The sequence below is a fragment of the Shinella sp. BE166 genome (genome assembly GCF_051201095.1).
Classification (GTDB): Bacteria; Pseudomonadota; Alphaproteobacteria; order Rhizobiales; family Rhizobiaceae; genus Shinella; species Shinella lacus.
This window is the reverse complement of record NZ_JBPEHL010000002.1, coordinates 92462-105730: the sequence shown is the minus strand read 5'-3', so window position 1 is coordinate 105730 and position 13269 is coordinate 92462. Positions and strand designations below refer to the sequence as shown.

The window sequence follows — 13269 nt, the reverse complement described above, 5'->3', positions numbered from 1 at the left end:
AACAACGCACTATAATCGCGCATGAGCAAACGAATCTTCTCGCAAAAACCCCTTTCCTTCGCCACGCCGGACCCATATGAGCCCCGATCCTTCGGCGATCCGGTGGCCGCGGTCGATGCCCTGCAGGCGCTTTACGACCGCAACACGACCTTCCTGACCGACGCCTTCGTGGCGCTCGGCAAGGCCGGCACGCCGGACAAGCGGTTCCGCGCCTGCTACCCGCAGGTCTCAATCGAGACGACCAGCTTCGGCCATGTCGATTCCCGCCTCTCCTACGGCTATGTCGCCTCCCCCGGCGTCTACACGACGACGATCACCCGGCCAAAGCTCTTCCGGCATTATCTCAAGGAACAGCTCGGCCTGTTGATGCGCAACCACGGCATCAGCGTCATCGTGTCGGAATCGACGACGCCGATCCCGCTGCACTTTGCCTTCGGCGAGGGCGCCTATGTGGAAGCGGAGATCGCGGAGGGCATCGAGCTGCCGCTGCGCGACCTTTTTGACGCGCCCGATCTTACCACCACGGATGACGAGATCGCCAACGGCGCCTATGAGCCGGGCCCCGGCGAGCCCTCGCCGCTCGGGCCGTTCACCGCGCAGCGCATCGATTATTCGCTCGCCCGCCTCAGCCATTACACGGCGACGAACGCCCAGCATTTCCAGAATTTCGTGCTCTTCACGAACTACCAGTTCTATGTCGACGAATTCTGCGCCTGGGCGCGCCAGCAGATGGCCGAGGGCGGCAATGGTTACACGGCCTTCGTCGAACCCGGCAACATCATCACGCCCGCCGGCGCCGACAAGCCGGAGACCGACATCACGCTCGCCCGCCTGCCGCAGATGCCGGCCTATCACATCAAGAAGAAGGGCCATGGCGGCATCACGCTGGTCAATATCGGCGTCGGCCCCTCGAACGCCAAGACGATCACCGACCATATCGCCGTGCTGCGCCCGCATGCCTGGCTGATGCTCGGCCATTGCGCGGGCCTGCGCAACAGCCAGACGCTCGGCGACTACGTGCTCGCCCACGCCTATGTGCGCGAGGACCATGTGCTGGACGACGACCTGCCCGTCTGGGTGCCGATCCCGGCGCTGGCCGAAGTGCAGGTGGCGTTGGAAAGCGCCGTCGAAGAGGTGACGGGCCTCGAAGGCTACGACCTCAAGCGCATCATGCGCACCGGCACCGTGGCGACGATCGACAACCGCAACTGGGAACTGCGCGACCAGCGCGGCCCCGTAAAACGCCTCTCCCAGTCCCGCGCCATCGCGCTCGACATGGAATCCGCCACCATCGCCGCCAACGGTTTCCGCTTCCGCGTGCCCTACGGCACCCTGCTCTGCGTGTCCGACAAGCCGCTGCACGGCGAATTGAAGCTGCCCGGCATGGCGACGGCGTTTTACCGGACGCAGGTGAACCAGCATCTGCGGATCGGGATCCGGGCGCTGGAAAAGCTCGCGGGCATGCCGACGGAGAAGCTGCATTCACGCAAGCTCAGGAGCTTCTTCGAGACGGCGTTTCAGTGATGTTGTGAGCGATTGCGTCTTGGTGTATAATCGTTCGTCTTTATACACACGAGGTTACCATGCGCACGAACATCGATCTTGATGACGACTTGATCGCCAAGGCGATGGAGCTATCCGGCTTGCCGACGAAAAAAGCGACCGTCGAGCTCGCGCTTCGCCAATTCGTGGAAAACGGCTACCGCCGGCAGGCGTTGGACGAGTTGTGGGGAATTGGATGGGAAGGCGACCTCGACGCGATGCGTGAAAGCTGGGGGCCGCCCGATCATCTTCGTGAAGACGCCGCGGAATGATCCTTGTCGATAGCTCGGTCTGGATTGCGTCCTTCCGCGGCGCCTTAACCAGGGAAACGGCGCGCCTGAAAGCAATCACGGATCCTTCCGAGATCATCCTCGGCGACATTGTGATGCTGGAAATTCTGCAAGGCGCGGTAAGCGATTCGAACGCCGCAAACATTCAGAAGCGGCTGGCGATGTTCGGCGTGGTTGCGTTGCTTTCCCCCGAGATCGCGGTCAAGGCGGCAACCAACTTCAGAAAGCTGCGTTCAAAAGGCATCACCATCCGCAAGACCGCCGACCTCATCATCGGCACCTATTGCATGGAGCATGGCCATAGCCTGCTCCATGCCGACAGGGATTTTAATCCGATGGCCGAGCATCTCGGCCTTCGGATCGCTTAAGACCTTCTCAGGCCGTCATCACCTTCCACGCATGTTCCAGGCCCTTGCGCGTGATGTCGATCATCTGGTCGACTTCCGCATGGCTGATGACGAGCGGCGGGGAGAACAGCATGCGGTCGCCGGTGGCGCGCAGCACCAGGCCGTTTTCCAGGCAATGGTTGCGCACGGTGACGCCGGCCTTTTCCTTGTCCTCGAAGCGCTTGCGGCTCGATTTGTCCTCGGCAAGCTGGACGGCGGCCATCAAGCCGACCTGCTGCACCTCGCCGACGATCGGCAGATCTTCCAGCGATTTCAGGCCGGCGGCGAGATAGGGGCCGATGTCGTCGTGCACGCGCTCGACGAGCTTTTCATCCTCGATGATGCGCAGGTTTTCGAGTGCGGCGGCGGCGCAGACGGGGTGGCCGGAATAGGTGAAGCCGTGGTTGAAATCACCGACCTCTTCCACCAGAACATTGCCGACGCGGTCGGAGACCATGACGCCGCCAATCGGCAGGTAGCCGGAGGACAGGCCCTTGGCGATGGGCGCCAGATCCGGCTCGACGCCGAAATGCTGGTGGCCGAACCAGTGGCCGGTGCGGCCGAAGCCGCAGATCACTTCGTCGGCGACGAGCAGGATATTGCGCGCCTTGCAGATGCGGGCGATTTCCGGCCAGTAGGTGGCCGGCGGCACGATGACGCCGCCCGCGCCCTGGATCGGCTCGGCGACGAAGGCGGCGACATTGTCTTCGCCGAGTTCGTCGATCTTTTCTTCGAGCTGGCGGGCCATCTTCAGGCCGAACTCGTCCGACGAGAGGTCGCCGCCCTCGGCATACCAGAAGGGCTGGTCGATGTGGTGGATGCCGGCGATCGGGAGATCCCCCTGCTCATGCATCCACTTCATGCCGCCGAGCGAGGCGCCGGCGACGGTGGAGCCGTGATAGCCGTTCTTGCGGGCGATGATCGCCTTCTTGGTCGGCTTGCCGACGGCGCCCCAATAAACGCGGGCCATGCGGAACCAGGTGTCGTTTGCTTCCGAGCCGGAGCCAGTGAAGAACACGCGGTTGATGTTCGGACCGGCATGCGAGGTGATCTTCTGCGCGAGCAGCACGGCCGGCGGCGTCGTCGTGCCGAAGAACGTGTTGTAATAGGGCAGCTCGTTCATCTGGCGCACGACGGCGTCGGAAATCTCCTTGCGGCCATAGCCGATATTCACGCACCAGAGGCCGGCGAAACCGTCGAGATAACGCTTGCCGTGGTTGTCGAAGATGTAGCAACCCTCGCCGCGCTCGATGATGCGCGTGCCGGTCGCGTTCAGTTTCTTCATGTCCGAGAAGGGATGAAGGTGATGGGCGGCATCGAGGGCACCGAGGTTGGATACGGCTGCTGCACTGCTGTTCGACATTTGAATACATCCTTAGGGGTAGGTCCCGCCTTATTGAACGGCGGGACAGAATGAGTTACGAAAATGCCCATACAACAGGCATTTGGCAAGAGATCGAGCGAAAGCAAAATTTCCTGTCGAAGCCTCCCGCCAAACCAAAGCAGGCACCATGACAAACGACACCAAGGCAGCCGGTTCGCCGCCCGCCAACTCGCCCATCAATTCCCCGGCCCGCATCGAAATCCTCCTCGTCGGCATGAATGGCGACCTGCGCGGCAAGCAGGTTCCGCTCGAAGGCGAGAAGAAAATCTGGGACGGTTCGGTGCGCCTGCCCTCCTCCACCCAGTCGCTCGATATCTGGGGCGACGACAATGACGATATCACGGGCCTCTCCCTTTCCGTCGGCGATCCCGATGGCGTGTGCATTCCCGACCGCCGCTCGCTTGCCGCCATGCCCTGGGCGCCGGAAGGCTCGCGCCAGGTGCTCGCCACCATGCATGAATTCGACGGCACCGCCTCCTTCATGGACCCGCGCGCCATTCTTGCGCGCATGGTGAAGCGTTTTGAAGACCGTGGTTTGACACCGGTCGTCGCGACGGAACTCGAATTCTACCTGGTCGAGGACGATTTTCGCGCGACCGGCAAGCCGCGCCCGCCGGCAGCGCTGATGTACCGCGACGAGCCGAACGGTTTCCAGCTTTACGACATGCGCGCCACCGACGCGCTCGACGACTACCTCCAGACCGTGCGCGCCTGGGCAAGGGACATGGAGCTGCCGGCGGATGCCACCACGGCGGAATTCGGCCCCGGCCAGTTCGAGATCAACCTGCTGCATCGCCCGGATGCGCTGGCTGCCGCCGACGACTGCATCTACCTGAAGCGCATTGCCGAACAGGCGGCGCGCCGCTTCGGGCTCAAATCCACCTGCATGGCAAAGCCGTACGCTGAGCATGCCGGCTCGGGTCTGCACGTGCATTGCAGCGTCATCGACAAGGACGGCAAGAACATCCTGGACGCCAAGGGCGGCGATCCGGCGAAGCTGCGGTCAGTCTGCGCCGGCATGCTGCAGACGATGCGCGATGCGCAGCTCGTCTTCGCACCTTTCGCCAATTCCTACCGCCGCTTCCAGCCCGGCTCCTTTGCGCCGGTGGACCTCACCTGGGGCTTCGGCCACCGCGGCACCGCCATCCGCATTCCGGACAAGGACGGCCCGGCGGCGCGTGTCGAGCACCGCGTTGCGGGGGCGGACGTCAATCCATACCTGCTGCTGACCGCCATCCTCGGCGGCATCCTGCTTGGCCTCGACGAAGAGCTCGATCCAGGCCCGGTGACGGAGCCCGGCAAGGACGCGCCGGATGCCAAGCGCCTAACGCACGACTTCCTGACGGCCGTGGAAGAGTTTTCCGCCTCGCCCTTCATCAAGGACGCCTTTGGCGCGGAATACCAGAAGCTCTATGGCGATACGAAGCGCAAGGAAGCGATCGTCTACCTGCGCACGGTCTCGGATTTCGATTACCAGACGTATCTGCCGCGGATTTAACCCTGGCTGTAGGGCATGGCGTCGCCGCAACTCCCTTCTCCCCTCGGGGAGAAGGTGGCCCAAAGGGTCGGATGAGGGGGCTATGTGAGCGGAGACGTTGGTTTTCCTTGCCTTCGGCGTCCCCCTCATCCGCCTGCCGGCACCTTCTCCCCGCCGGGGAGAAGGGGACAAGCGGCAAATGGATCATTCCAATACAATGGTCCACGCTCAAGCCGCAGCCGGCTCCGTCGTCGCCACCTTGTTGACCGCCACCTTCGGCACCATCACCTTCAACTCACCCGGATGCAGCCGGATCGAGACTTCGCGGTCCATCGGCAGCAGTTCGCCGTCGATGACGCAGTTGATCGCGCGGTCGACCTTGGGGAAATGCAGGTCGACTTCCGTGCCGGTCATTTCGGTGACGTCGGCATTTTCGCGCAACTTGCCGCGCAGGATGTCGAAGGCGAGTTTGGCGACGCCGGCGGGCTTCAGCGGCTTGGTGGTGTAAAAGCCGAGATGGCCGCCGGTGAGGTCGTCGGCATAGAGCAGGCCGTTCTGGCCGAAACGATTGTTCGAAACGTTGATGGCGGAGACCCTGCGGCTCTCCTCGACGCCATCGACATTGAACTCCACCTCGAATTCCGGCGGGTCGAGGATCACGCCGAAGGCGGCGCGGGTGTTGGCCGCGATCTTGCCGAGGCGCGAGCTGTAGGTCATGGCGTTGCGCAGCCGCACCATGCGGGCATGCAGGCCGGCGGAAAACTGGTGCACGAAGGCGCGGTCGTCCGCCGTGCCGATGTCGGCGGCGGCAATGTCGCCATCCGCCAGCGCATCGATCGCCTGCCAGATGTCGAGCGGAATGTTCAGCGAGCGGGCAAACAGGTTCATCGTGCCGGCCGGGACGATGCCGAGCGGCATCTTGCTCTGCCAGGCAAGGCCGGCAGCCGCCGAAACCGTGCCGTCGCCGCCGCCGGCGAGCATCGCATCGAGATCCGTGCGATCCGAACAGCGCCGCAGCGCCATCTCGATATCGGCCCCCTCGACGATATCGCAATCGAGATGGTGCCCCGCATCCGAGAAGACCTTTTCCGCGTGGCGGGCATAGGCCTCCATGTCGGTGGTGCGAAACGTGCCCCCGTCCTTGTTGAATATCGCCTGCACTCTCATTCGCATACTCCGCATCTCGGCCGAGAAACGCCCAAGGGTGATTTTCGATCCATTAGATAGTCGAGAAAGCGGCGATTAACAGGCGATCGTGCAACAGAGTGCAATAAATCGTGAGCGGCGGCCCCTCCGGCCAAATGCGGGAGGGTGAAAATTCGCAGTAGGCAGCGCGGCTTGGTCTGATATATTGCGAACTGGTCGCCTGCGTCGGGAGTACGCCTGCCGGCTGGACGATACCTTCCCCATCGTGGCCTTTCGGGCCGGACCATACCGCATCAGCAGCCAGGAGGAGTGGCCGCCCTTGCAGGGTCTGTCGCCGATTTGCCGCGCCTGAGCAATTCCTGCGGAGCGACCCGTGTCCGAACATCCCCTGCCCCTTGCCGCCCTCTCCTCCGGGCAGCCGCCGCTTTCCAGCCTCACCGTCACCCTGATCATCCTGGCGCTCGCCGTCGGCAGTTTCGGCATCGGCACCGGCGAATTCGCCATCATGGGCCTTCTGCCGGATGTCGCCGGCACGTTCGGCGTCACGACCGCCGAGGCGGGCTACGTCATCAGCGCCTATGCGCTTGGCGTCGTCGTCGGCGCACCGGTCATCGCGGTCATCGGCGCGCGCTTCCGCCGTCGTGACCTGCTGCTGGTTCTGATGGGGCTCTTCGCCGCCGGCAATCTTGCCAGCGCCGTCGCGCCGACCTTCGAGAGCTTCATGCTGTTCCGCTTCCTCTCCGGCCTGCCACACGGCGCCTATTTCGGCGTGGCAGCGCTCGTCGCCGCCTCCATGGTGCCGGTCAACAAGCGCACGCAGGCGGTCGGCAAGGTCATGCTCGGCCTCACGCTCGCAACGCTGATCGGCACGCCGCTCGCCGCCTATTTCGGCCAGCTGCTCGACTGGCAGTACATGTTCGTCGCCGTCGGCATTACCGGGCTTTTGACGGTCGCGCTGATTGCCCTCTTCCTGCCGCGCGACAAGCGGCCGAAGGGCATCAACGCGCTGACGGAACTCGGCGCCCTGAAGCGCAAGCAGGTCTGGCTGACGCTCGGCATCGCCGCCACCGGCTTCTGCGGCATGTTCGCGGTCTTCACCTATATCTCACCCATTGTCACCGAGGTCGCAGGCCTCAACGTCAACATGGTGCCGGTCATCATGGCGATCTTCGGCTGCGGCATGATCGTCGGCAACATCTTCGGCGCCAAGCTCGCCGATATTTCGCTGATGCGCACCATCGGCTGCTCGCTGGCGCTTTATTTCTTCGTGTTGATCGCCCTCTCGCTGACGGCCGAAAATCCGATCCTGCTCGGCGTCTGCTGTTTCCTCATCGGTTGCAGCTTCGTCGTCGGCCCGGCGCTCCAGACGCGCCTGATGGACGTCGCGGGTGACGCGCAGACGCTCGCCGCCGCCCTCAACCACTCGGCCTTCAACGTCGCCAATGCGCTCGGCGCGCTGCTCGGTGGCCTGGCGATCAGCGGCGGTTACGGCTACGGCTCGATGGGTTTTGTCGGCGCCGCCACCGCCGTCATCGGCTTCGGCGTCTTCCTCGTCTCGCTGACGCTGGAAAAGATCGATCGCGAAGTAACCCCGGTCTGCCCGGCGGAGTGATTCGGCTAGATTGAAACCACCAGGCGGCGCCCCATCGGGCGCCGTTTTCGTTTGTGCAGGCCTGTTACCAAGGTGACAAAACCGCGCCTGAACTCTGCTAGATATGGGTCATCGCAGCCCGCAGATTCCCCTGCAAGCCCATGAATTCCATCGGAGCCACAGAATGTCCGCCCTCATCGAAAACATCACCGGCAGCCGAGTCTTCGGCTTCCTCGCCCGCACGATCCTCACCTCAATGTTCTGGCTCTCCGGCATCGCGAAACTCGCCGATTTCAACGCCGGCGTTGCCGAGATGGCGCATTTCGGCCTGGAGCCGGCGACGGGTTTCAACATCGCCGTCGCCATCACCCAGCTTGTCGGCTCGGCGCTGATCATCGCCAACCGCTGGACCTGGCTCGGTGCCGGCATGCTCGCCGTCTTCACGGCGCTGACCATCCCGATCGCGCATAATTTCTGGACCATGCAGGAGCCGATACGCACGATCGAATTCTACGTGGTGATGGAGCACATCACCGTCATCGGCGCGCTCATGGTCGTCGCCTGGAAATCCGCGAAAGCGCCTGTCGCCTCTGCGCATTGACGACAGGTCGGACGTCGCCCCTCTCTCCGGGGGTGACGTCCCCGGACGGCCCCGCCTCTCCGGCCGTCCCAACCGCCCCGACGCCTCTCGTCGGGGCGGTTTTCCGCGTCAGAGCGACGGCAGCTTCAGGGGGCCGCCGGTCTTGATGCTGCGGATCGCGAAATTGGAGCGGATGTCGGTGACGCCGGGCATGGCGAGCAGCGTCTCGGTCAGGAGCCGCTCGTAGGCCGAGAGGTCCTCGACCACCACCTCCGCCAGGAAATCGGCATTGCCGGAAATCAGGAAGCAGGACACCACTTCGGGAATGGCGAGCAGCGCCTCCTGCTGGGCCATGGCGTTTTCCTTGCTGTGCCGTCCCACCTTGATCTCGACGAAGACGGTGAGGCCGAGGCCGACCTCCTTGCGGTCGATATCGGCGCGGTAGCCGCGCAGCACGCCGGATTTTTCCAGATTGCGGATGCGGCGCAGGCATGGCGACGGCGAAAGGTTCACCCGCTCGGCGATTTCGACGTTGGTCGCGCGCGCATCCTCCTGAAGCACCTTCAGGATGGCGATATCGAATTTATCGAGATTTGGCATTTTCCAAAACTTTCTTGGCCTATTTTGGCATGATCCTGCGCATTGTACCTTCCAAGAGGCATAAGTCGCAAGGACATGCTTCGACCTCCGGCGCTAGAGTCTCACCATGAATTGCGCCAACGCCGGGAAGGAACGTCGCCATGGCCATGATCTCGCTTTCGTCCGAAGGGAAATCCAATCCGCAGGTCGCCGGTTATGCCGGCGCGGTCGTCACGGTGCTGATCTGGGCGACCTGGGTGCTGGCGACGCGCCACACCGCGGCAACGCCGCTCGGCACCGTCGATATCGGCCTCATTCGCTACGGCGTGCCGGCCATCCTGCTGGCACCGATCTGGCTGAAGACCGGGCTGCTGCCGAAGGGCGTGCCGCTGAAACTCGTCGTCGTCATGGTGGCGGGGGCCGGCGCGCTGTTCTTCCAGGTCACGGCGGCGGCCCTGCATGTGACGCCCGCCGCACCCGGCGGCATCCTGCTCGGCGGCTCCATGCCGCTGGCGACCGCCGTCATCGGCATCGTGCTCTTCGGCGAGCGACCGGATCGCATGCGCCTTGCCGGCCTTGCCGCCATCGTTGCCGGCGTCGTCATCCTGCTCGCCGCCAGCCTGCAGAAGAGCGGCATGACGATGACCGGCTTCCTGCTGCTGCCGCTCGGCGCCGTGCTCTGGGCCGGCTTCACCCATGCCTTCCGCCGCTCGGGCCTGAGCGCGCTGGAGGGTGCCGCGCTCATCGCCATCTGGTCGTTCCTGATCCATCTCGCGCTCGCCGCCATCTACGGCACGCATCTCGGCCAGGCCTCGCTCTCCGACCTCGCGCTCCAGGTCACCAGCCAGGGCATCCTCTCCGGCCTCATCGCCACCTTCGCCTATGGCACCGCCATTCGCGCGCTCGGCGGCAGTCAGGCCGCCGCCTTCACCGCCATCACGCCGGTGCTGGCGACGCTCGGCGGCGCGGTCTTCCTCGGCGAAAGCTTTGGTGCGGCGGAAATAACCGCGGCGCTGGTGGTCGGCGCGGGCGTGGTGCTTTCGACCGGCTTGTTCTCGCGCAAGCACTGAGGCCAAAGAATACGTGTCCTTGGCGTGACACCTCCTCCGTCATGGTCGGGCCTGACCCGACCATCCATGCCCCGGGCGCCAGTGGATCCTCGGCTCAAGGCCGAGGATGACGGAGAGTGTGGGATAGGCCTCTATGGCAAAAACAAAGGGCGTCCGCGCGAATCAGCCGTGGATGATCTCGCGGTGTTTTTGCAGGCGCTTGCCGAAGGCCTGGCTGACGCGGTCGAAGATGATCGCGATGCCGACGATGGCGAGGCCGTTGAAGATGCCGAGGGTGAAGTACTGGTTGGAGATCGCCTTCAGCACCGGCTGGCCGAGGCCCTGCACGCCGATCATCGAGGCGATGACCACCATGGCGAGCGCCATCATGATCGTCTGGTTGATGCCGGCCATGATGGTGGGTAGCGCCAGCGGCATCTGCACGTTCTTCAGCTTCTGCCAGTTCGAGGAGCCGAAGGCGTCGGCGGCCTCCAGCACGTCCTTGTCGACCAGGCGGATGCCGAGATTGGTCAGGCGGATCATCGGCGGGATGGCGTAGATGACCACCGCGATGAGGCCCGGCACCTTGCCGATGCCGAGCAGCATGACGACCGGGATGAGGTAGACGAAGCTCGGCATGGTTTGCATGACGTCGAGGATCGGGTTGACCACGTTCTGCACCCGATTGGAGCGCGACATCAGGATGCCGATCGGTATGCCGATGACGATGGAGAGTACCGTGCAGACGAAGATCATCGAGATGGTCTTCATCGTGTCGTCCCACATGTCGAAATAGCCGATGAGGAGCAGCGTGCCGACGGCGCCGGCAACGATCTTCCAGTTGCGGCTGGCGAACCAGGCGACGAGCGCGATCAGGAGAAGGATGATCGGCCAGGGCGTGCGCGTCATGAAGCGCTCGGACCAGATGAGAAAGTGTTGCAGCGGCTCGAAGATCGATTCGATGCCGTCGCCATAGGCGCGGGTGAAGCCGCGAAAACCCTCATCGATCAGCTTCTTGAGGTCGCGAAGGGTGTCCGCGTCCATCGTGGGAAATTTCGTGAACCATTCCATATCGAACCCCTTCCGGCTTTGACCAATCTGTGCCGGTCTTTAAGCCAACCCTGATGCATGTCGCCGGGATGTGCGCATCGATTTGCGCCAACGGCATGCGCTAAAACGAAGGGCGGCGCGCCCGAGGACGCGCCGCCCGATGGCGTGATCAGAGAGCAGCCTTGATCTTTTCGGCGGCGTCCGGCGAGACCCAGTCCTTCCAGAGGGCTTCGTTCTCTTCCAGGAAGTGCTTGGCGCCATCGTCGCCGCTCGCCTGGTTGTCGGTCATCCAGGCCATCAGCTTGTTGACCGTGTCGTTGCTCCACGAACGCTTGTTCAGGTAGCCCATGACATCGGCGCCGGCGCGCTCGGAGAAGGTCTTCGTCACCAGCGTCTGGACCTTGTCCTTCGGCCAGTCGTTCTTCTTCGGGTCTGCGCAATCGGCGACCGTGTTGCAGCGCTTCCACTCGGCGGCGTCGTAGGGAACGCCGTGTTCGAGCTTCACCATCTCGTACTTGCCGAGAAGGGCCGTCGGCGCCCAGTAATAGCCGACCCAGCCTTCCTTGCGCTCGTAGGCCTTGGCGATCGAGCCGTCGAGGCCGGCAGCCGAACCCGTGTCGACCAGCGTGAAGTTCGCGCCTTCGCCGCCATAGGCCTTGTAGAGCTGGCCGGTCACGACCGTACCGCCCCAGCCCTGCGGGCCGTTGTGCACGGAACCCTTGGCCTTGTCTTCCGGATCCGGGAACAGTTCCGGATGCTTCAGCGCGTCCTCGATCGTCTTGATCTCCGGGTTGGCGTCGACGATGTATTTCGGCACCCACCAGCCCTGCACGGCGCCATCGGACAGCGCGGTCGCCGCGCCGATCAGCTTGCCTTCCTCGATGCCGCGGTTGACGACGTCCGGCAGCAGGTCGACCCAGCCTTCCGGCGCCAGGTCCGGCTCGCCCTTCTCGATCATCGAGGTGATGGTCGGCACGGTGTCGCCGACGATGACTTCGGCGTTGCAGCCGTAACCTTCGGTGAGGATGAACTTGTCGAGTGCGGCGAGAACCTCGGCGCTCTGCCAGTTCATGCTGGCGATTGTCACGTCGCCGCATTCGGCGCGCGCCGCACCCGTCATGGCAAGCAGGCCAGCGACGAGGCAGGTGGAAGCAAGAAGATGTTTCATATCCGTTCCCTCATTTTCGGCGGTGTCATTGTGCCGACAAGGGCCCGCTGCACCGCCGGCGCCGGGCCCGTGATCTTCTGCGGGCTATCGTGGACAGGCCGGCCGAAAGCCCTGCATGTTCACGATACCGCATCCTCGACTTTTGCAGCTACGCGGTCGAATGCCGGTACGAATGCGTCTGCCATTGACCTCTATGCGTCATGGAGGGGTCAATTCTTCGAGACCCGCCCGACTTTGTCCGGGTCGGGGATCACGCGGGCAATGGTATGATACAATTCAGCTTTTTCAAACCGCAAAACGAAAAGGCCGGCATGTGCCGGCCTGCTCCAGTTGCGACATGGGGCAAGATCAGGCCTCGCGGCGACCCTGGATCACATGCACGCGGCCGCCGACCGCCACGCGCTGGTAAAGATCGATCACGTCATGGTTGAGCATGCGCACGCAACCGCTCGACATGGCCTGGCCGATCGACCATGGCTGGTTGGTGCCATGGATGCGGAACATGGTGTCGTTGCCGCCCTGGTAGAGGTAGATGGCGCGCGCGCCGAGCGGGTTGTTGAGGCCGCCGGGCACGCCGCCGGCATATTTGCGGTTCTTGCCGGGATCGCGGCGGATCATGTTCGGCGTCGGCGTCCAGGTCGGCCATTCCGCCTTGCGGCCAATGATGGCGCCACCGGCAAGCGAATAGCCCTGGCGTCCGACGCCGATGCCGTAGCGCATCGCGCGGCCATTACCGAGCACGTAATAGAGCCGGCGTTCCGGCGTATCGACGACGATGGTGCCGGCCGCATGACGGGTGTCATAGGCGACTTCCTGGCGGCGGAGTTCCGGCTTGATCTTGTCGAGCGGCATCGCCTTCAGCGGGTGCTGCTCGTCCAGCCGGTCGCCGTAATTGGCGCGGTCGCTGGTGCCGTTCGTCGCGCAGCCGGCGAGCAATGCGGATGCGCCGAGCAAAAATCCGCGGCGGGAAATCGACATGGTTAAAGCCCCTTGAATATATGATCCTCGGGGCTGAGAATTATGCGGT

Annotated in this window: 13 protein-coding genes; 7 read left to right on the top strand and 6 right to left on the bottom strand. The window is 63.8% G+C overall.

All coding sequences use genetic code 11. The annotated features are described in order from the left end of the window. The first annotated feature begins 21 nt into the window (after positions 1 to 21). Genes J2Y63_RS04455 through vapC form a run of 3 tightly spaced genes read left to right on the top strand, consistent with a single transcriptional unit; the run spans position 22 to position 2200 of the window. Positions 22 to 1524, top strand: a complete 1503-nt coding sequence (locus J2Y63_RS04455) for an AMP nucleosidase (RefSeq protein WP_435265123.1) — start codon at positions 22 to 24, stop codon at positions 1522 to 1524. A gap of 59 nt (positions 1525 to 1583) precedes the next feature. After that, positions 1584 to 1814: a type II toxin-antitoxin system VapB family antitoxin gene (locus tag J2Y63_RS04450; protein WP_256120895.1), complete on the top strand. Its 231-nt coding sequence runs from the start codon at positions 1584 to 1586 to the stop codon at positions 1812 to 1814. Further along, positions 1811 to 2200, top strand: a complete 390-nt coding sequence (vapC, locus tag J2Y63_RS04445; RefSeq protein WP_435265122.1) for a type II toxin-antitoxin system VapC family toxin — start codon at positions 1811 to 1813, stop codon at positions 2198 to 2200. The genes J2Y63_RS04450 and vapC overlap by 4 nt, the downstream gene beginning before the upstream one ends. Before the next feature lie 7 nt (positions 2201 to 2207). On the opposite strand, the gene J2Y63_RS04440 is transcribed toward vapC, so the two are convergent. Beyond that, positions 2208 to 3581, bottom strand: a complete 1374-nt coding sequence (locus J2Y63_RS04440; RefSeq protein WP_435265121.1) for an aspartate aminotransferase family protein — start codon at positions 3579 to 3581, stop codon at positions 2208 to 2210. Positions 3582 to 3729: 148 nt separating this feature from the next. Here J2Y63_RS04440 and J2Y63_RS04435 point away from each other — a divergent pair, with 148 nt between their 5' ends. Continuing rightward, complete coding sequence (locus tag J2Y63_RS04435; protein WP_435265120.1) at positions 3730 to 5100, top strand: glutamine synthetase family protein; 1371 nt, start codon at positions 3730 to 3732, stop codon at positions 5098 to 5100. Between the two features lie 207 nt (positions 5101 to 5307). Here the strand turns inward: J2Y63_RS04435 and J2Y63_RS04430 are convergent, their stop codons facing one another. Further along, positions 5308 to 6246: a diacylglycerol/lipid kinase family protein gene (locus tag J2Y63_RS04430; protein WP_256120891.1), complete on the bottom strand. Its 939-nt coding sequence runs from the start codon at positions 6244 to 6246 to the stop codon at positions 5308 to 5310. Between the two features lie 352 nt (positions 6247 to 6598). On the opposite strand from J2Y63_RS04430, the gene J2Y63_RS04425 reads away from it, so the two are divergent. Further along, on the top strand, positions 6599 to 7837 hold the full coding sequence (locus J2Y63_RS04425; protein ID WP_435265119.1) for an MFS transporter: 1239 nt from the start codon (positions 6599 to 6601) through the stop codon (positions 7835 to 7837). Positions 7838 to 8000: 163 nt separating this feature from the next. Next, positions 8001 to 8417, top strand: coding sequence for a DoxX family protein (locus J2Y63_RS04420; RefSeq protein WP_327510496.1), 417 nt, complete (start codon positions 8001 to 8003; stop codon positions 8415 to 8417). A gap of 108 nt (positions 8418 to 8525) precedes the next feature. Here J2Y63_RS04420 and J2Y63_RS04415 read toward each other — a convergent pair whose 3' ends face one another. Continuing rightward, positions 8526 to 8996: an Lrp/AsnC family transcriptional regulator gene (locus J2Y63_RS04415; RefSeq protein WP_023517247.1), complete on the bottom strand. Its 471-nt coding sequence runs from the start codon at positions 8994 to 8996 to the stop codon at positions 8526 to 8528. Between the two features lie 140 nt (positions 8997 to 9136). Here J2Y63_RS04415 and J2Y63_RS04410 point away from each other — a divergent pair, with 140 nt between their 5' ends. Continuing rightward, the gene (locus J2Y63_RS04410; RefSeq protein ID WP_435265118.1) at positions 9137 to 10045 is read left to right on the top strand and encodes a DMT family transporter; all 909 of its coding nucleotides are present in this window, start codon (positions 9137 to 9139) and stop codon (positions 10043 to 10045) included. 162 nt (positions 10046 to 10207) lie between these two features. Here the strand turns inward: J2Y63_RS04410 and J2Y63_RS04405 are convergent, their stop codons facing one another. The 3 genes from J2Y63_RS04405 to J2Y63_RS04395 all read right to left on the bottom strand — a co-directional run bounded on the left by J2Y63_RS04405 (position 10208) and on the right by J2Y63_RS04395 (position 13220). After that, on the bottom strand, positions 10208 to 11095 hold the full coding sequence (locus J2Y63_RS04405; RefSeq protein WP_256120885.1) for an ABC transporter permease: 888 nt from the start codon (positions 11093 to 11095) through the stop codon (positions 10208 to 10210). Positions 11096 to 11243: 148 nt separating this feature from the next. Continuing rightward, positions 11244 to 12242 carry an ABC transporter substrate-binding protein gene (locus J2Y63_RS04400; RefSeq protein ID WP_435265117.1) on the bottom strand — a complete coding sequence of 333 codons (999 nt, stop codon included), beginning with the start codon at positions 12240 to 12242 and terminating at the stop codon, positions 11244 to 11246. A gap of 348 nt (positions 12243 to 12590) precedes the next feature. Continuing rightward, entirely contained in the window at positions 12591 to 13220 is a 630-nt protein-coding gene (locus J2Y63_RS04395) for a L,D-transpeptidase (RefSeq protein WP_435265116.1), read from the bottom strand. Positions 13221 to 13269: the final 49 nt, after the last annotated feature.